The sequence below is a fragment of the Elusimicrobiaceae bacterium genome (genome assembly GCA_017528825.1).
Classification (GTDB): Bacteria; Elusimicrobiota; Elusimicrobia; order Elusimicrobiales; family Elusimicrobiaceae; genus Avelusimicrobium.
Genome location: JAFXOI010000016.1, coordinates 1 through 19,121, shown reverse-complemented (window position 1 = coordinate 19,121; position 19,121 = coordinate 1). Strand labels below are relative to the sequence as shown.

Annotated in this window: 16 protein-coding genes, 1 tRNA gene and 1 pseudogene; 9 read left to right on the top strand and 9 right to left on the bottom strand. The window is 44.4% G+C overall.

Annotated features, from left to right (window positions below; translation table 11 throughout):
• Nucleotides 1-434 precede the first annotated feature (434 nt).
• Entirely contained in the window at nt 435-920 is a 486-nt protein-coding gene (gene coaD / locus IKN49_03865; protein MBR3632180.1) for a pantetheine-phosphate adenylyltransferase, read from the bottom strand.
• Between the two features lie 43 nt (nt 921-963).
• On the opposite strand from coaD, the gene IKN49_03860 reads away from it, so the two are divergent.
• Nucleotides 964-2,085, top strand: a complete 1,122-nt coding sequence (locus IKN49_03860; GenBank protein MBR3632179.1) for an HD domain-containing protein — start codon at nt 964-966, stop codon at nt 2,083-2,085.
• 5 nt (nt 2,086-2,090) lie between these two features.
• On the opposite strand, the gene IKN49_03855 is transcribed toward IKN49_03860, so the two are convergent.
• Nucleotides 2,091-2,636 (bottom strand): prepilin-type N-terminal cleavage/methylation domain-containing protein, encoded by a 546-nt coding sequence (locus tag IKN49_03855; protein MBR3632178.1) that lies wholly within the window; start codon nt 2,634-2,636, stop codon nt 2,091-2,093.
• A gap of 415 nt (nt 2,637-3,051) precedes the next feature.
• Here IKN49_03855 and IKN49_03850 point away from each other — a divergent pair.
• Nucleotides 3,052-3,165, top strand: a pseudogene (locus IKN49_03850) (pilin).
• 505 nt (nt 3,166-3,670) lie between these two features.
• On the opposite strand, the gene dnaK reads toward IKN49_03850, so the two are convergent.
• The 4 genes from dnaK to IKN49_03830 all read right to left on the bottom strand — a co-directional run bounded on the left by dnaK (nt 3,671) and on the right by IKN49_03830 (nt 8,296).
• Nucleotides 3,671-5,551, bottom strand: a complete 1,881-nt coding sequence (gene dnaK / locus IKN49_03845) for a molecular chaperone DnaK (protein MBR3632177.1) — start codon at nt 5,549-5,551, stop codon at nt 3,671-3,673.
• Between the two features lie 28 nt (nt 5,552-5,579).
• The gene (locus IKN49_03840) at nt 5,580-6,134 is read right to left on the bottom strand and encodes a nucleotide exchange factor GrpE (GenBank protein ID MBR3632176.1); all 555 of its coding nucleotides are present in this window, start codon (nt 6,132-6,134) and stop codon (nt 5,580-5,582) included.
• The gene (gene hrcA / locus IKN49_03835; protein MBR3632175.1) at nt 6,127-7,224 is read right to left on the bottom strand and encodes a heat-inducible transcription repressor HrcA; all 1,098 of its coding nucleotides are present in this window, start codon (nt 7,222-7,224) and stop codon (nt 6,127-6,129) included. Before hrcA ends, IKN49_03840 begins: the two co-directional genes overlap by 8 nt.
• 184 nt (nt 7,225-7,408) lie before the next feature.
• Nucleotides 7,409-8,296 carry a hypothetical protein gene (locus IKN49_03830; GenBank protein MBR3632174.1) on the bottom strand — a complete coding sequence of 296 codons (888 nt, stop codon included), beginning with the start codon at nt 8,294-8,296 and terminating at the stop codon, nt 7,409-7,411.
• Between the two features lie 405 nt (nt 8,297-8,701).
• On the opposite strand from IKN49_03830, the gene IKN49_03825 reads away from it, so the two are divergent.
• Nucleotides 8,702-9,229 (top strand): prepilin-type N-terminal cleavage/methylation domain-containing protein, encoded by a 528-nt coding sequence (locus tag IKN49_03825; protein MBR3632173.1) that lies wholly within the window; start codon nt 8,702-8,704, stop codon nt 9,227-9,229.
• Nucleotides 9,230-9,234: 5 nt separating this feature from the next.
• Here IKN49_03825 and uvrB read toward each other — a convergent pair whose 3' ends face one another.
• Together uvrB and IKN49_03815 are read right to left on the bottom strand one after the other, a co-directional pair.
• The gene (gene uvrB, locus IKN49_03820; protein ID MBR3632172.1) at nt 9,235-11,223 is read right to left on the bottom strand and encodes an excinuclease ABC subunit UvrB; all 1,989 of its coding nucleotides are present in this window, start codon (nt 11,221-11,223) and stop codon (nt 9,235-9,237) included.
• Nucleotides 11,224-11,293: 70 nt separating this feature from the next.
• Nucleotides 11,294-11,974 (bottom strand): MarC family protein, encoded by a 681-nt coding sequence (locus tag IKN49_03815; protein MBR3632171.1) that lies wholly within the window; start codon nt 11,972-11,974, stop codon nt 11,294-11,296.
• 127 nt (nt 11,975-12,101) lie between these two features.
• Here IKN49_03815 and IKN49_03810 point away from each other — a divergent pair.
• A tRNA-Val gene (locus tag IKN49_03810) sits at nt 12,102-12,173 on the top strand.
• Between the two features lie 279 nt (nt 12,174-12,452).
• Here IKN49_03810 and IKN49_03805 read toward each other — a convergent pair.
• Complete coding sequence (locus tag IKN49_03805) at nt 12,453-13,058, bottom strand: hypothetical protein (protein ID MBR3632170.1); 606 nt, start codon at nt 13,056-13,058, stop codon at nt 12,453-12,455.
• Nucleotides 13,059-13,238: 180 nt separating this feature from the next.
• Between IKN49_03805 and IKN49_03800 the strand changes: the two genes are divergently transcribed.
• The 5 genes from IKN49_03800 to IKN49_03780 are packed head-to-tail and all read left to right on the top strand — an operon-like array spanning nt 13,239 to nt 18,930.
• On the top strand, nt 13,239-14,255 hold the full coding sequence (locus IKN49_03800; protein MBR3632169.1) for an AI-2E family transporter: 1,017 nt from the start codon (nt 13,239-13,241) through the stop codon (nt 14,253-14,255).
• Nucleotides 14,256-14,257: 2 nt separating this feature from the next.
• Nucleotides 14,258-15,565, top strand: a complete 1,308-nt coding sequence (locus tag IKN49_03795) for an MFS transporter (protein ID MBR3632168.1) — start codon at nt 14,258-14,260, stop codon at nt 15,563-15,565.
• Nucleotides 15,562-16,446 carry an N-acetylmuramic acid 6-phosphate etherase gene (gene murQ / locus IKN49_03790; GenBank protein MBR3632167.1) on the top strand — a complete coding sequence of 295 codons (885 nt, stop codon included), beginning with the start codon at nt 15,562-15,564 and terminating at the stop codon, nt 16,444-16,446. Before IKN49_03795 ends, murQ begins: the two co-directional genes overlap by 4 nt.
• Complete coding sequence (locus IKN49_03785; GenBank protein ID MBR3632166.1) at nt 16,436-17,527, top strand: anhydro-N-acetylmuramic acid kinase; 1,092 nt, start codon at nt 16,436-16,438, stop codon at nt 17,525-17,527. The genes murQ and IKN49_03785 overlap by 11 nt, the downstream gene beginning before the upstream one ends.
• Nucleotides 17,524-18,930 carry a hypothetical protein gene (locus tag IKN49_03780; protein MBR3632165.1) on the top strand — a complete coding sequence of 469 codons (1,407 nt, stop codon included), beginning with the start codon at nt 17,524-17,526 and terminating at the stop codon, nt 18,928-18,930. Before IKN49_03785 ends, IKN49_03780 begins: the two co-directional genes overlap by 4 nt.
• The last annotated feature ends 191 nt before the right edge of the window (nt 18,931-19,121 follow it).

The window sequence follows — 19,121 nt, the reverse complement described above, 5'->3', positions numbered from 1 at the left end:
GCTATTTTCTGGGGAGATTCTTGCTGCGTCCCTGTACCGGTGGCGCCGGCTCCGGCTTGCGCGCGTTGCTGCGCAGCACCCTCCGCCGCCTGCGCATAAGACGGCACTACGCTGGTGTAGATCATCAAGAAACTTAGAAAAAGAGAAAGCAGTTTAGTCAGCATTTCTTGTATCCTATCAAGCCGTTAAAATAAATAAGCCAGCATCTTTACAGAATGCTGGCCGCATAAAACAATACAGATGTCCCGCCCCCGTCTTACGAACAGACTGGCCAAGAAAAAGATTCTCTTTCTGTTGGTTGATCGCAGTAGACATCTTATAACTCCTTTTGTCCTTCTCCACTTATATTATAAAAAATTATCCTTCGTTTTGCCGCGAAAAAAAGGCCCAACCAAAGCTGGGCCGAAAGACCTATTTCAAAGACCTATGGCGTTTTAGAGATAAAATTTCTTTTTCAGAGCTGCCAGCACGACCGGAGGAACCCATTCTGAGGGCAAATGCCCTTCCGCGCAAGCCGCTTTCACCGCCGAAGAACTAACCTCGTGCCACTGCGGATCACAAGGTAGCAAAAGTGTTTCGATATCCGGATAGAGCTGCCGGCTCAGCGCATGATTATGTAATTCATAAGCACAGTCCTCGGCATTACGCACGCCGCGCACACACACCGACACTCCATGACGCCGCATATAATCTACCAGCAAACCGCTATCGCTATCTATGCTAACACCCGGCAAATCAGCCGTAGCGGCGGCAATCATTCCCTTCCTTTCTTGTACGGAAAATAAGGGTTGTTTGTCGGGGTTAACCAGCAGCAATACCCGCACTTGACCAAACAAATCAAGTGCCTTCTTAATGATATTCAAATGCCCGCCAGTCAATGGGTCAAATGTTCCTTGATAAATCACGAAAGGAGTTTTCATAATCTTCCTACACAGGGTCTTTTTATTATGGTATCATAATTTTATGAATAAAAACCCGTTTGGAAACGATTTATACTGCAAACGCACCCGCCCGCAAACGACGGACGTGCGCGGAGAGTATTTCCGCGACCAAACCAAAATTATTCATTCTTTGCCTTTTCGCCGCTTAAAACACAAAACCCAAGTTTTTTTCGCTCCCGATAATGACCATATTTGCACGCGCATCGAACATGTATTGCATGTGGCTACCATTGCCGCCGCCATTTGCCGGGGGCTTAACCAAAGCGGCAACTGGAATTTAGACCAAGATTTAGCTTATGCCATCGGTTTAGGGCACGATATCGGGCACGCTCCTTTTGGGCACGAAGGAGAACGGGCCTTGGCGGCTTGCATTGCTCCTAAATTATTTCTGCACGAAATGAATAGTTACCGCGTAGTAGAACATTTGGCTAACTACGGGGAAGGCTTAAATTTAACGTATGCCGTCAAAGACGGTATTTTGTGCCATTGCGGAGAAGATTTTGCCACCAAAGAACTGCGCCCCGCCAAGACCCCTAACGATTTGGAAGCTATTCAAAACCGCCGTTGCTTGCCTACCACGTACGAAGGATGTATTGTACGTTTGTCTGACAAAATTGCTTATTTGGGCCGTGACATAGAAGACGCGGTCAAAGCCGGGCTGATTACGCGTGAAGATATTCCGCTGATTGTGCAAGATGAAATCGGCACTTCTAACGGGGAAATTATTAATACCTTAACGCTGGATTTAATCAACCATTCCAAAGATAAAGATTTTATCGGTTTTTCACCGGAAAAATTGGACATTATTTCAGAACTAAAAACCTTTAATTATGAGCGCATTTATCACAATGCCCAGATGCGCCAGCGAAAAGAAACTATAGACAAGTGTATTGCGGATTTATTTGATTATTTCCGCAGTATTTTTGATAAGTACGGCTTTGACTATGCCGCTTATGAACGGGAAGGCAAACAAACCGCTGTCAGTTTTGCCAACTACATGAGCTCTATGCAAAAAGTGTACCGGCAGGACATTTCTCAGCGGGATGCTATTATTACAGATTACATTGCCGGCATGACCGATTCCTACGCGCTCAACGTCATGGAAGATGTCATTTTACCCAACTCTATTAAGTTTTTTAGTTGATAAAATCAAGGAAGTTCGTAGAGACGTGCAATACTATTATCAGAGAATTCCGGGATATAAATTCCGTTCATAATCCCAGTACAATAAGCCCCTTCCTTACCAGTATAAGAAAGACCATAGCCCAAACGCTCCAAACAATACGTCTGATTTTTATACACTGAACTAGATAAATAGTAATTAAAACCAATTCCTTTATAAGGCCCCGACAAACGGCCCATCATTAAACAGATGGTAGTATCATTGTGAAAAATTTGCAGACTCCATTCTCCATTAGAGCGCGTGTCTTTCGTTTGATTATGCCACGTATTTTTTCCCGTCCAGGGTATTTCCCAATCCAAATCCGCAAAATTATCGGCATATTTCCCATTAGCCATATAATACACTTTTTGGGCTTGTGCCAAGGAACTTAATACCGTCAGAGCTTGTGTGGCTTTTGCTTTTTCCACCGTCTTTTGATATTGCGGCAACGCAATGGCAGACAAAATCCCTATAATAAGCACCACAACCAATAGTTCTATCAGTGTAAAAGCACCCTTTTTTCTTATCCACATACATATTCTCCGTTTCTAACCCCTTAAATGATACTAAAAAAAACGAAGTCAAGTGTTTTTATTTTACTAACGGGAAACAGTAAAAGAAAACATCCCTTCCAAATGAAACTTTTCCACGTCGCTTCGGTGATTTTTCCGTTATTTATTTTAAAATTTGTTATACTAGAAAAGTAGTACCAATTTAATCTGTTTTTGGAACCGTTGTAGAAACGGATGTGCTTGGGGAAACTCAAGCCCTTCTCAAGTCCAAAAACAGCCGATTCAGGCACACAAAGGCGACGGCCCGCGTGTGCCGAATGTTCCCTGTCTATTTAGACGGGGAACTACGGCTGTTGCTGGCGTGACACTTGAGAAGGCACGAAAGTAGCAGCCGTTTTTTCATATCTATTTTCCAAAACAGATAAGGAGAATAAATATGAAAAAGAAACAGGGTTTTACCCTTATTGAACTCTTGATCGTTGTACTCATCATCGGCATTTTATCTGCCATTGCCTTGCCGCAGTATGAAAAAGCCGTAGAAAAAAGCCGTGCTGCCAAAATGTTGTCCTTTTTTAAAACAATTATTGAGGCAAACGAAGCTTATTCTATGGAAACAGGAAATTTAATTGCTAATAACTTTGATGAATTATCTATCACTCTTCCAGCAGATTGGTCCAGTACAAATACCAATAAAGCTTCTAACGGAGAATGGACTTTATATTTAACTACAGATAATCCATACCATTGGAGACAAATAAATATAGCACAGTTGAAAGGGAAATATGCTGGAACAGGATTTGCATATATCAAGCAAAAAGATCCCGGTGTGATAGGTAGCGCCGGCATACCCTTAAATCAAATTCTATGTGGAGAAAATCATTCCTACAATCAAGAATTTCAAGGACAAAGAGGAGATTTTTGCCAGAAAATACTTCAATCAAAAAATTGCGTATACTGTGGCGATACTATGAATATGTTCCCGATGAACTAATTCATATCACAATAAATATCCCCCAGCTAAACTGGGGGATATTTATTTTCATTTCTGATTAATCTTATTTATCAACCACTTCGGCTTCGACTACGTCGTCCTTGGCAGCGCCTGCAGCACCAGCATTGGCTTGCGCCGCGTCAGCACCCGGTTGGGCACCGGCTTGTGCGCCCGCTTGAGCACCGGCTTGGGCTTGTTGCGCTTTGTACATTGCCTCGCCGAGTTTTTGGCTGGCTTGCAAAGCGGCATCTTTGGCAGAGCGGATTTTGGCCGCGTCCTCGCCTTTCAAAGCGTCACGCAAGTCATTTAACGCACGGTCAATGGCCAAGCGGTCGTCTTGAGAGACTTTATCGCCGTAATCTTTCAAGGCCTTTTCGGTTTGATAGAGCACACTGTCGCCTTCATTTTTGGCTTCCACAAACTCTTTATGCTTTTTGTCTTCTTCGGCAAATTTCTCTGCGTCTTTGACAAATTTTTCCACTTCGGCATCACTGAGTTTGTTGGGAGAGCTAATCGTGATGTGTTGCTCTTTATTGGTGCCGAGGTCTTTGGCAGACACGTTCAAAATACCGTTGGCATCAATATCAAACGTCACTTCAATTTGCGGCACGCCGCGCGGAGCAGGCGGGATACCGTCGAGGTCAAATTTCCCTAAAGGCACATTGTCTTTGGCCATCGGACGTTCACCCTGCAGTACATTGATAGTTACGGCCGGTTGATTGTCAGAGGCGGTAGAGAACACTTGCGTTTTGCGCACCGGAATAGTGGTGTTACGTTCAATTAAGCGGGTGCATACGCCGCCCAACGTTTCCAAACCTAAAGAGAGCGGGGTAACGTCGAGCAATAGAACGTCTTTCACTTCGCCTGTTAAAATACCGGCTTGCACGCTGGCACCGATTGCCACACATTCCATCGGGTCAATACCGCGTTCGATTTTCTTGCCCACGTGATCTTCCACGTATTTTTGCACGATCGGCATACGAGTCGGACCGCCGACCAAAATAATGCGGTCAATTTGAGAAGCGGATAATTGAGCATCGGAAATAGCTTGGTCAATGGATTTGCCGCAGCGTTTTACAATGCTGTCCACCAAACTTTCCAGTTTGGCACGAGACAATTTCAGTTCCAAATGTTTCGGGCCGGTAGCATCGGCGCTGATAAACGGCAAGTTAATGTCTGTTTCCATGGTGGTGGAAAGCTCAATTTTGGCTTTTTCGGCCGCTTCTTTAAGACGTTGTTGAGCTTGTTTGTCAGCCGACAAATCAATGCCCGTAGATTTCTTAAATTCATCTACCATCCACGCGATAATGGCATTATCCATATCCGTACCACCCAATTTGGTATCACCGGAAGTGGACAATACATCAAAGGTACCTTCTTTCCCCATTTCCATAATGGTTACATCCAAGGTACCACCGCCCAAATCAAAGACCAAAATCTTTTGCTCTTTGCCGGCTTTATCGATACCGAAAGCCAAGGCCGCCGCCGTCGGTTCGTTTACCAAGCGCACTACTTCCAATCCGGCAATACGACCGGCGTCTTTAGTAGCTTGGCGTTGGTTATCGTTAAAATACGCCGGAACGGTGATGACGGCTTTTTCCACCGGTTCGCCCAAAAAGGCTTCCGCATCTTTTTTCACTTTCTGCAATACGAAAGCGGAGAGTTGTTGCGGGGTAAATTCTTGCCCGCGCAAATTGAACTTATAGTTTTCCCCCATGCGGCGTTTGAAAGCCGTTACCGTACCTTCCGGGTTGGCAATCGCCTGACGGCGAGCCGGTTCCCCCACCAATCTTTGTCCGTCTTTTGTAAAAGCTACATAAGAAGGAAATGCTTTTCCCCCAATAGAGCTTCCTTCCGCAGAAGGAATAATGGTTCCTCTGCCCCCTTCCATTACTGCCGCAGCAGTATTTGAAGTTCCTAAGTCAATACCAATAATTTTAGCCATATATATTTCTCCTTAAATTTTTAGATAATTACTTCGTTTCTTCGGCACCCTTGCCCACTACTACCCGGGCCGGACGCAACAATTTACCGTCTATTAAAAATCCCATTTGTACTTCTTCCAACACTTGCCCGTCTTGTTCCGGTTTAGCCGGAATTACCGCGATTGCTTCGGCGGTTTGCGGGTCATAGGGCTTGCCTACAACTTCCATTTTTTCAATCCCTTCGCTCTGGAAGGCTTTTTTCAATTCCCCCAATACCATTTTTAGTCCGCCCAATACATTTTGCATTTCTTCGCTGGCGTTTTCGGTTGCTTTTTCCATTTTCGTGTACTGGCGTAGCAGTACCTCATAGGCAGGCAACATTTTTTCGGCAAAGTCTTTTTTGCCGTATGCCAGCAGAGCGGCTTTTTCACGTTCGGTACGTTTGCGGAAATTTTCAAAATCCGCACTCAAACGTACATATTTTTCGTAATAATCCGGCTGTTCGGCGGCAGGAGTTTCTTCCGTTTGCTCCTCTGCTTCCGCCATTTCTTCCGGCTCTATGATTTCTTCCGGTTCTTCGTGATGATGATGTTTCTTACTCATAATCGTCTTCCTTGTTGGGTAGGCCGTTCCAGGCACTCATACTGCCTTCCAACAAATCCCCCATAAATTTCACTAGCGACATCACTTTGGTGTACTGCATATGTTTGGGACCGATAATGCCAAGCATACCTACCGTCTTATCTCCCACCCGATAAGCTGACGATACAATGCTCACGTTCTGCAACTCTTTTATTTCATTTTCACTGCCGATGCTCACCGTTACCTCTTTACCGGAGCGGCGCAAATCGGCCATTTTTTCAGCTAGCAGGCCTGAGAGACGTTGACGCTCTTCCACTACGCGCATCATTTGTTTAAGGTCTTCATAATCGGCCGCTTCTGTATTTTCCAGCATCCGGCCCAGCCCTTCCACATACAATTCTTCCGCCTCAGCCTGAGGAGCCTGCATATCTTTGAGCACCTGCACCGCCACATCGGCTACGTCGGCCACTTCGCGGCGATTTGACTGCACATATTGCCACAAGAATTTCTGCGCTTCTTGCAAGGTAAGCCCGGTAATTTCTTCATTAATTAACTGGCTCAGTACCCGCAATTTACTAGGAGATACATCATATCCCAAACGCACCGGCCAATGCCGCACCATTCCCGACTGGGTTACCAGTACGGCTAGCAACATGCCAGATCCCAAAGGCAAAAAGTCCAACCGTTTGACCACTTGGTCTTTTACGTTAGCGGTATAGACAAACCCCGCCGCTCCGCTCAAACGCGCCAGCAAACGAGAGGTGTGCAACATAACATTATTAAGTTCCCCTACACGCTCCTCATACTGCTCTTCAATACGCTGTCTCTCTTGGGCAGCCATACGTTGCATACCGGTTAAATAGTCCACATAATAGCGATATGCTTTATCAGTCGGGATGCGCCCGCCGGAAGTGTGCGGTTGGTAGAGGTATCCTTCTTCTTCCAAGGCCTTCATTATATTACGGATCGTGGCGCTGGAAATATCCTGTAATGCACTGTCTGCTAATAATTGAGACCCAATGGGGCGGCGGTTCTCTACGAACTGTTGCACCACCCAGCGCAGGATTTTCTCTTTTCGTTCTTTGGCCACTTCGGGTTTTAATATTCTCATAGTTGATACCCTTTATCTCCGTCTATATGAGTGATTTATTTTAGCACTCGCAACGAAAGTCTGCTAATAGTATAGCAAAGCATTTTATTTTTGTCAACCCCTTTTTTAGACTGCTAATTTTGAAAAAGAATAAAGGGTGAAACTTTTTGGTTTCACCCCGTTTTTACAGTAATACGTTATGAAATTACTTGTACGGCGCTTGCTGTAACGGTTCTTGCTGTAACCATCTTTCCAGCATGCGCAAGAATACTGATTCGCGACGTGCCGTTTCTTCCTTTTGCCAAACAGGCACATAAAGCTCAATTTGCAGTAAAGCCTTGTAGTAGCTTTTTTGAAGGTCAGAGCCCTTCAAATTTTGTTTTTTATTCAGGCCGTCCGGTTGCAACATAGAAGAGAAGTTTCCATAATTTTCCAACCACATTTTTTTCATTGCTTTTTCGCCGCCCAAGACATTTACCCAATGAGCCGCTTGTTTGTAATCTTGCAAAGCCAAACTGCTCAAGAAAGCCAGTACAGCTTTGTCTTGCCACAACTCATCTTTCATGTTGACGGAAGTACCACTTAATTGAAAAATATCCTTCACCTTATTTTGTAACTGACGCGCTTGCGGTGCAGATTTCACAAAAACTCCAAAAATTTCTTCATCCACTAAAGTACGAAACGGAATTTCCGTCCCCAGCAGGATTTGCTTCAACACGTCATATTCCCGTTCCGAAAGCATCAGCTGCTTAGAAGAAGAGAGTTTGCCGGCTTGTTCAAAAACTTCCAAAGCCTTTTCTAAAGTTTCCTTGTCTGCTGCCGGCCCGCCCTCCGGTATGTAGGAAGAGCACAACAACATGCCATAATTGTAGGCGGCATTAAAGGAATTCGGATTTTGTTCATAGGTTTTTTGAGCCAGTTTTAACACAGAAGGATAATCTGCATCGTCGGCTTCAAATTCTTGGAAAGAAAATGCTTTTTCTTCCAGTAAAGCTAATTTCTTAATTTTTTGTTTCACGGAAGAGGTGCCTTCATACGCCCATGCACTCAAACTAATTGCGATACAACTTATTAACAAAACTATTTTTTTCATAACACTCTCCTATGTGATTATGGTATCTAATTTTTTTCATAAAAAACAAGTGCCTTTAGACCTAATTTTGCTGAATAAAGGACCTATCTTTCTCCTAGTCCTTATGTTGTTCTAAAAGTTGTACACGAAACGGACAATTTTATTATAATGAGAAAGTAGTGTACAATTTCATCTGTTTTTTGGGAATCCGCAAGGATACGGTTTTGCGCAAGCAAAACACACTCAAACCTAAAAGACAGCTCGTTATCAGGTGCAGAAGAAAGAGAAGTCATGAGCTCTTTTTTCTATACCGAATGTTTGCCCTTTTTACGAAGGGCAAACTACGGCTGTTTGTTTTATGCGTTTGAGTGTCATAAAGCAAGGAGCCGTTTTTTTGCGTCCGTTTTCCCAAAGTAGAAAAGGAGAATGAATATGAAACAAGGATTCACCTTAATAGAACTACTGGTAGTCGTGTTAATTATTGGCATTTTGTCTGCTATTGCCTTGCCAAAGTATCAAGTGGCTGTAGAAAAAACATATGCTACGCAAGTATTACTTATACTGCAAGGTATTATGAAAGCAGAAGATATATATTATATTTCCGAGGGAAAATTTCCCAATAATTATGACATATTGGATATAGAAGTTCCTGGAACTTTGAATGCCCAGAACAGGTATGTTTTTTCAAATGGAGCTTTTGTAGGTAAACCAGAATCTAGTGGCATGGTACACGGAGGAACAGGAAGAGGATTGCAACTTTATTGTACTCCCGCTAATTATACGCCTACAACAGATTATCAACCAAATCACTGTTATTGTAAAGGACATGACAATATCACAAATACGGTGTGTAAAAGCTTAGGCGGAAAAATAATAGGTAGCGGCGGATGTTCTGCCACAGGAGATGCCATGGATACAACTATAAGATCTTGCACAAATTATGAGTTACCTTAGCTAATTTATTTCAATTTCATTTGTTTGAGTTCAAATAAACGGTCGCGCAAATCGGCGGCAAGCTCAAAGTTAAGATTATCGGCTGCTTCACGCATTTGGCGTTCCAACTCTTGGGTAAGTTTGCCAATGTTTTTAGCGGTCGGTTGTGGCAGGGCGGTGTGTAAAATTTGCAGGCCTTGCTCTTTACTGGTCGCTTCAAATTCCTTCAAATCCACTTCTGCTTTTTGTATGGTGCGCGGAGTGATGTGATGTTCTTTATTATAGGCTTCTTGAATTTCTCGACGGCGGTTCATTTCGCCCAACGCATATTTCATACTTTCGGTTTCGCGGTCAGCATATAAGACCACTTCGCCGCCCACGTTACGCGCGGCGCGGCCGGAAATTTGAATCAGCGTAGTGGCATTGCGTAAAAATCCTTCATTATCTGCGCCCAAAATAGCCACTAGCCCCACTTGCGGAATATCAATCCCTTCGCGCAACAGGTTAATACCTACCAAGACATCAAATGTTCCTTGCCGGAAATTTTTCAAAATTTCTACACGCTCCAACGCATCAATATCGGAGTGTAAATAAGTTGTTTTAATTCCTTTTTCAATTAAAAAGGCACTCAAATCTTCCGCGGTTTTTTTGGTCATAGCCAGCACGAGCGTGCGCTCTTTTTTGGCAGTGTGCTCTTGTATTTTGGCCAGCAGATGATCAATTTGTCCCGTGCTGGGATGCACGATTACTTTCGGGTCCACCAGTCCGGTAGGGCGAATGACTTGTTCGACAATTTCCCCGCCGCTGGCTTGCAGTTCGTACGGCCCCGGTGTAGCGGAAACAAAAATCGTAGACGGGAGTAAACTTTCAAATTCTTCAAATTTCAGCGGACGGTTATCTAAAGCCGAAGGCAAACGGAACCCAAAATCCACCAGCATTTGTTTGCGGCTGCGGTCTCCGTTATACATCCCTCGTACCTGCGGCAAAGCCACGTGACTCTCATCCACCACCATCAAAAAATCATCATACTTACGGAAATAATCTATCAAACAATTGGGCCGCGCACCCGGCGCACGCCCGTCCATATAGCGCGAATAATTCTCTATGCCGGAGCAAAATCCCACCTGTTGCAACATTTCCAAATCATACTCGGTACGTTGTTTCAAGCGGTACGCTTCCAACTCTTTGCCTTGTTTCAAAAGTTCCGCGTGGCGCAAAGCAAGGTCCGCGCGGATTTGTTCCAAAGCACGCTCCCTGTCTTCATCACGCACCACAAAATGTTTAGACGGATATACCCACGCCTCGTTTAATTCCTGCAAGACCGTACCGTTTAACGGGTCCAGTTCATAAATCCCCGCGATATTTTTCCCTTTGATTTCTACGCGCACCGCATTTTGCCCGTACGGCGGGAAAATATCCACATACGCTCCGCGCATGCGAAACGAGCCGGACAAAAAATCCGCTTCGTTGCGCGTATATTGGATTTTAATGAGTAGGCCGCCCAGTTGCCCGCGGGTCATTTCAGCGCCTTTTTTAAGATAAATACACAACTCGCTGTAACTATCCGGCGAGCCGATATTATAAATGCACGACACCGAGGCCACCACGATGGTATCACGCCGCGTGAGTAGCGACGTAGTTGCTTTTAAGCGCAGCTTATCAATGTGCTCATTGACGGCCGAATCTTTTTCAATATACGTGTCAGTCTGCGGAATATAGGCCTCGGGCTGATAATAATCGTAATACGAAATGAAATACTCTACCGCATTTTCCGGGAAAAATTGTTTGAATTCCGCATATAGTTGCGCCGCGAGTACTTTGTTGGGAGATAAAATAAGTGTGGGCCGATTTAAGTTTTGTATCACATTGGCAATGGTAAAGGTTTTGCCCGAGCCGGTCACTCCCAAAAGGGTTTGACGCTTTTGGCCTTCCCGCACGCCGCGCGTGAGAGCTTCAATGGCTTTGGGCTGATCCCCCGACGGCTTAAAATGTGATATCAGCTTAAACTGTTCCATAGGTATATTGTACATAAGTAATACAGCCCGACACGCAATGTGTCAGGCTGTATGTAGATTAAAAAACAACTTATTTGATAGCGCTGTGAATAAAATCGGCATTGAGTACGCCGGGGAGTAATTGTGCAATTCCGTCAATCATAAATTGCATGGCAATCGCGCACAAAATCATACCCATAAAACGTACCACAATTTGCGACCCATTGCGCCCAATGCGGTCAAAAATATAACGCGAACTAACCAGCACCCCCCCTACAATGCAGGAGCTTAAAAACAAAATCACAATCATCAGTAGTGAAGTCAGCAAATCGGTACTTTTTTCCGCATACAAAATAACCGTGGTAATCGTGCCCGGGCCGATAAACAGCGGCATGCCTACCGGCACTAAAATGCGGCTTAAACTATTGCCTGCTTGGGTAAAAGTACCACCGGTAACCGGAGAGGTTTCAATTCCTTGGTTTTCAAATTTACTTTTCCCTTGTAACATGCGTAGCCCAATGAGCAAAATCATAATAGACCCTGCCAAGCGGAAGGCGGGTAGCGTGATCCCAAACATATTCAAAATACGTGTACCAAAAATAAAGAAAGTACACATTAATACAAAAATAGATAATGCCAGTAGTAATGCTACTGCACGTTGCACTTTAGGGGTTTCGTTTTCTACATATCCCAAAAAGATGGGCATATTTCCAATTGGGTTTAAAATAGCGATGATACCGATAAAGGTGTTAAACAGCACACTCCATTCCATTTTCTTTTTATGCTCCTTTGCAAATGAGTATATATATAGTATATCAAAATGAAATTTTGACAGAAAAGAATATTATAGAGATTTGAACTAACGAATGTAAATTAGTATAATAATAGATATAGATTTAGGGCAGTTGGCGCAGTGGTAGCGCGTCCGCCTCACACGCGGAAGGTCACAGGTTCAAATCCTGTACTGCCCATATTTAAAACACCCCGCAAGGGGTGTTTTTATTTGGCAGTAGTGCATAAACTGCTTTATGCGCGGCAGGATTTGAAAAGCCGGAGCGATGTTTTTGTTTGAGCCGCATTTGTTTCACGGCGAAAGGCAAAAACCGCGAGGCCGGACTGCAGGCATTTTCCGTCAGGAAAATGACCGGAAGGAAAATCCTGTACTGCCCATTTTACACCTTAAAAAACTCCTCGAATTTTATCGAGGAGTTTTTGATTATTAAATTGCTTCAAGTTACCAAGGCTAAGTTTTATTTATAGCACTCCTTGTATCCTTGGTCCACACATTTGAATATATCTCTTTCAATTTCCGGCAATCTCGGATCTGTTAATAAATATTCCACCTCGTTATAGATAGCACCATTCAATTTTTTTAAAGCTTGAATACTTTGATGAAAACGGGTCATAGTTATAAGTGCCTGCACGCGCAGTTTTCCATCACTCTTTTCCCCACCGTATTGCAGCAGAAAGTCGTTTGCAGCTTTAATCTTTCTAAGGGCTAAACTTACTTCAAATAGTTCCTTTTCCGAAGACATTTTCGGCTCTAACCACAATATGATATATTCTACAGTGGTATTTGCTTGTGCTAAGGCTTCTAATTGTTTAGGGGTTATTTTTCGCAATTTTGCCCCGATAATTTTTAACTCGTTTTCGTGACTGGCATCTTGAGTCATTAGAGCAAGCATCCCTAATGCTAATTTTTCTTTCCGGGTCGCTATATCAGATGCGGTTTGAGAATCAAGGCCTAACATCTCTTCTACCTCTTTAGGACCTTGCCCTTTCATTGCTAAAGTTTCGGCATAACCCATCGCGCCCATACTTAACAAGACAGCTGTCAAAATGATTACTTTCTTCATCTTTGTTTCCTCCTAGTTTCAATTGAACTGATACTTTTATTATACTAACTTCCCTTTGAAAAACAATGACATTTTGGTCCCAGCCGACCAATAGGTCTTTTGATCCTTTTTTGTTTTTCTAAATTTTTACTTATTTCCCTTTTTTTGCTACTATAAAGAAAACCCCCCTTGTGAGGAATTATGTTTAAAAAAATAGACCCTATTGCATACGCCCCCATTAACAATGCCTGCCTATTGATTTTGGCAGGCACCGCACTAACGTGGATTCTTGTATATGCAAAAACCATCTTAATGCCCTTCACCATTGCTGTATGTTTGGCCATGGTGCTTAATACCATTGCCCAATGGATGAAACAACACTGGAAAGTGCCCTATTGGCTGGGCGTACTGATTGGTATTGTTTTCTTTTTGAGTGCGGCCGCTTTGTCCATTATCTTTGTGTCTAACTCCATTTATTCTTTCATAGACGGATTAAACAATTACACCGATAAACTCAATGCCACTCTGGCTTGGTTTGTGGAAATGGCACAAAAAGCCGGTGTTAAAATTAATGACCAGTTCGTCTCTGAATCCTTAAGCCGGCTGCCGCTGTTTAATATGGTGCGCAGTATGGGTGGGATAGTCGTTTCCTTTATCTCCAATACGGCACTTGTTTCTTTGTTTTTAATCTTTCTTTTTATGGGGCGTTCTTCTCAAGAAAAAAATACGCTCACCTCTTCCATTGAAAAACATATCTCCTATTACCTGATTATTAAGTTACTGGTATCTTTGCTGGCCAGCTTGGTCACGTGGTTAATCTTAAAAGCTACCGGAGCGGAAATGGCCGGTATGTTTGCGGTGTTAACGTTAGTGCTTAATTTCATCCCGAACATTGGCCCCTTCATTGCCACCTCGTTGCCTATGCCGGTACTGTTTTTACAATATGGACTTGATTGGCATATTATTGCCGCTATCCTGTTACTAACTACCGCCCATTTTATCATCGGAAACATATTAGAAACCAAATGGCTGGGTAAAGGGATGGACTTAAACCCGCTGATTGTGATTGCTTCCTTAATCTTTTGGGCACTGGTTTGGGGCGCAATGGGAGCACTGTTGGCCGTGCCTTTAACTTCTATTGTAAAAATGATTTTACAACGCAGCGAACCGACTAAACCCTTTGCGGAAATTTTGGCCGGACGGTTGCCTTTTAAATAACTATGAAAAAAACTTCTCCCTGGCTGTATATCCCTTCCGCTTATTTTTTGGAAGGGATTCCGTATGTCGTAATTAATGCCGTATCTGTGGTGCTTTATGCAGATCTCGGTTATGCCAACGACCGGCTTGTTTTTTGGACCAGTTGGCTGTACTTACCTTGGATTTTGAAAATGTTTTGGAGCCCGCTGGTAGACAGCCGCAGCACCAAACGCCGCTGGATGCTCGGGGCCCAAAATGCAATGGCCGCTATTTTTCTGTTAATGGCACTTTTATGTGCCTGGAACGTGTGGACCCATCCGCACACGTTGGCCAATATGACATTCTTTACCGCGTCGTTATTTGGTTTTTTGGCGGGGGCTTTTATATCGGCCACCTTGGACATTGCTACCGATGGTTACTATCTATTTGCTTTGACGCCCAAACAACAAGGTTATTTCGTAGGAGTTCGTACTATTTTCTACCGCTTTGCCATGATTTTTGCCAATGGTATGCTACTGGCGGGTGCTTTTCAACTTTGCAAAAACACAGACTCCAAACGAATGGTTTGGACCTTAATTTTTGGGTTCTTGGCGTTTCTATTTGCGGCGCTGGCTAAATGGCACAGACACATTACGCCCGTTCCGCCTACAGATGGTCCTGCCGTCACGCAACACAATATATGGGCCGACGCCTTCAAAACCTATTTTACGCAAAAAAATATCATTTACATCTTATTATTCATCTTGCTATACCGGTTGGGCGATGCCATGCTGGAAAAAATCGTTCCGCTGTTTTTGATCAAACCGGTGGAAGAAGGCGCTATGGGCCTTTCGATGCAAAGCTACGGATTAATCAAGGGTACGCTTGGACTGGGAGCTATTATTGCCGGCAATTTAGCGGGCGGATGGCTCTTGGGACGTTTCGGGTTCAAGAAATGCATTTGGCCGTTTGCGATGGCGATGGTACTGCCTAACTTTTTCTATGCTTATATGGGCTTTGCGCGCCCGAGTTTGCCTTGGGTGGCGGCGCTGATTACATTAGAAAATTTTGGGTACGGGCTGGCTATGATGGCTTTTTCCGTCTTTGTCATGTACATTTCCCAAGGAGCTTATAAAACTTCCCATTATGCTATCTCTACCGGTATTATGGCGTTAGGAATGATGGTGCCGGGGATGTTATCGGGTAAGTTGCAAACGGTACTGGGATATGAACAGTTCTTCTTAATCACAGCCATGATTAGCTTGCTCACTTTTGCCATTGTACCGTTGGTACTACGCATCAAAGCATTAGATGAAGCAGAAAAAATATTTCAGGCAGAGGCAAAGAAATGAAAACACTCCCTACGGAGTCTATTAATCCGCGCACGAAAAAACTAGACGTCAGTTCCGCCAAACAAATGACTCGGCTTTTTCACGCCGAAGATTTGCAAGCGGCACGCGCAGTTAGTAAGGCCGCTACCGCTATTTCTCAAGCTATAGAACGCGCGGCCAGCACCTATTTAAGCGGACATAAAATTATTTTTATTGGAGCCGGCACCAGCGGTCGTTTGGGTGTATTGGAAGCGGCAGAGTGCGTACCTACTTTTGGCACAAAACCGTCTGAAATTATCGGCATAATTGCCGGCGGGAAACCCGCCATGTTTAAGGCCCAAGAAGGAGCCGAAGACAATCGCCAACAAGGTAAAAAAGATATTCTTAAAATAGCAAGTGCCGGAGATTTTGTCATTGGCCTAAGTGCCAGCGGCGTTACCCCTTATGTGTTAGGAGCCTTGGAAGCGGCCCAACAGGCCGGTGCTTATACGGCTCTGATGGCCTGTAATAAAACAGCTGATGTTTCTCATGCTAATTTGTTTATTCTCTTGGCCACCGGCCCGGAGGTCCTTAGCGGCTCTACACGCCTAAAAGCCGGTACCGCGACCAAAATGGCACTCAATGCCATCACCACCGGCGCCATGGCGCGGGCCGGAAAGGTGTACCAAAATCTAATGGTGGATGTACGCCCCACCAATCAGAAATTAATTCGCAGGGCAATACGTTTAATTTGTATCGTATCCGGCACCGATGAGGCAACCGCCGCCGCTTTGTTAAAGGCCTCCGGCAATCAAGTAAAAACCGCTATTGTGATGCATGTAAAAAAATGTTCCCGCACCCAAGCTCAAAAACACTTGGCCAAACACCGCGGATTTTTACGGGAGACCTTGCGTGAAAAATAAAAACATAGCTTTGGGGCTGATGAGCGGCACCAGTTGCGACGGTTTAACCATTTGCGCCTTGCAACTCAAACCGTTTGGCATACTGGCCTATAAAAATTATCCTTATTCACCGGCTTTGCAGGAACGCTTGCTACAGGCCGCCTCTTTACGCGCTCCCCAATTATCTGCTCTTCACATGGAACTAGGCAAATTATATGCCCAGAAAACAAAATTATTTTTAAGAGGAGCCGGCCTTAGTCCGCGTGATTTGCGGTGCGCAGGCATGCACGGACAAACCATTTATCACGGCCCGCAAGATACTCCGGCCAATACTCTGCAACTGGCTGAACCGTCCTTTTTGGCAGAACTATTAGAATGTCCGGTGGTCAGTCATTTTCGGCAACGGGATATGGTTTTAGGAGGGCAAGGTGCTCCGTTAATTCCTTTCTTTGATGAAATTATTTTTGGCCGAGGCACCCCTAAAATACTGCTTAATTTAGGAGGTATTGCTAATTTGTCGATAGTAGGAAAAAAGGTAAAAACATTTGGCTTTGATTGCGGGCCTGCCAACACACTGATGGATACCGCTTGCGCCCAATACCTCAAAGAGCCTTTTGACAAAGGCGGCCGCCGTGCGGCTTTGGGGCAGGCAGATATTTCGCTAGTTTCAAAACTACTCCGTCAGCCTTTTTTTCTCCAAAAGCCGCCCAAGAGTTTAGATAAAAATGAATTTTCATCCCGCTACTTATATACGTATTTTTCAACCTTTACGCCCGATAGAATAAATGACTTACTGGCTACCTTAAATTATTTCACCGCGGCAGCAATAGCACAAGCAATCGAACAATTTATTCCCGCAAAGTATAGGCGGGAAATCATTGTGTCTGGAGGCGGGGCGCACAATACTACTTTGCTGAAAAATTTACGTCAGCTCACCCATATGCCGGTTGTTATTTCTTCAAAATATCATATAGACCCACTAGCCAAAGAAGCCGCCGCTTTTGCTTTAATGGCCGCCTATGCTTTGCAAGGAAAAAGCAATCATTGCCCGCAGGCCACCGGCGCGCGCAAAAAAACTATTTTAGGACAAATTACTTTATGAATATAAATCGCCTCATCTATCCGGGATTTTGGTTTGGAAAAACAAAGCAAGCAGATGCTTTGGAACTGGCCAAACGCGGAGTGGGCGGTTTTTGTATCTACGGCGGAACTTTAGAACAAGTACGGCAACTGACGCAGACTTTGCGGGCCGCTTCCCCCTTGCCACACTTATTTATTTGCGCAGATTATGAGGACGGATTGGGACGTTGGATTCCCAACACTTCTTGGGTGCTTTCGAATATGGCGGTAGGCGCCGGAGCGAGTGAAGAGATCGCTTATCAAAAGGGTTTAACCTTAGCTCGAGAAGCGCGAAGTGTAGGCGTAGATTGGATTTTTGCACCCGTTTTAGATTTGTGTGATGAGCCGAATAATCCTATCGTCAATACACGTTCTTTTGGAAAAAATCCCAAGCTGGTAGGGAAATTGGGAGCGGCTCTTTGTCGCGGGTTAAAGGACGGCGGAGTGCTTAACAGTATTAAACACTTTCCGGGTCATGGACGCACGACCCAAGATTCCCATTTGGGACTTCCCGTCTTATCGCGCACTTTGTCGCAACTGCAAGAAAACGAATTAATTCCTTTTCAAACAGCCCTTCCGCAAGCAGATAGCGTGATGGTGGGGCATTTGTTATTGCCGGCTTTGGACGGACAATATCCGGCCTCTTTATCTAAATCCGTCATCACGGACTTGTTACAAAAACAATTGCAATTTCGCGGACTTATCTTAACCGATGCGCTATGCATGAAAGCGATCGGAGATGAAAAACAAGCCGCGGTGCAAGCGTTGCAAGCCGGCGCCCATATTTTGCTGGCCGCTGAAAATTCACTCGCTTTATCAGATTTTCTTCAGACTCAATCCGGCTTAGAAAAGCAAGCGGAACAATCCGTAATCTTGCAAGAGCAGTTGATAGGGCGCGCACCGTGCCAAACAGGCCTGCCGGCGGCGGATTTCAACCGCACTTACGCCCATGCTTGTGCCGTGTGGCAAGGACGCATAGACACCTTACAACCGGGGCAGGAAATTGCTTACGTAGAACTAGGCAATGAAGAAGCATTGGCGGCTCAATTTTTTATAAAAGCGCTACAGGAGCAAGGGATATCCGTCAAAAAATGGGAGGGTAAAAAAACCGACACGCTGCTAGCCGTTTCTTTTTCTAATTATAAGGCTTTCAAAGGACACATTAATTTATCAGCACACGAAAAAATAGTATTGGCAGCAGCTTGCCAATGTTGCAGACGCAGTATTTTTGTAAGTTTTGGCAGTCCTTTCGGTACGGAAGACATCTCTTCTCTGCAAACCCGCTTGTACTTATTTAGTCCGGCGGCAGAAGCACAACAAACTGCCGCAGATATTTTGACCGGCAAACAAAAAGCGCGCGGCAAAATGCCGGTTGATAGGCAATAATGTTTCATACGCGGTTACACCAAAAAAAATTTGCTATACTGAAAAAGTAGTTACAATTTAATCTGTTTTTGGAACCGTATGCAGAATACGGAGAGCTTTGAGGATACTCAAGGCACCTTCACACTCCAAAAGCAGCCGATAGCAGGCACAAAGTGAACGGACTAATTACCCGGTTGCTTTGTGCCGAGTGT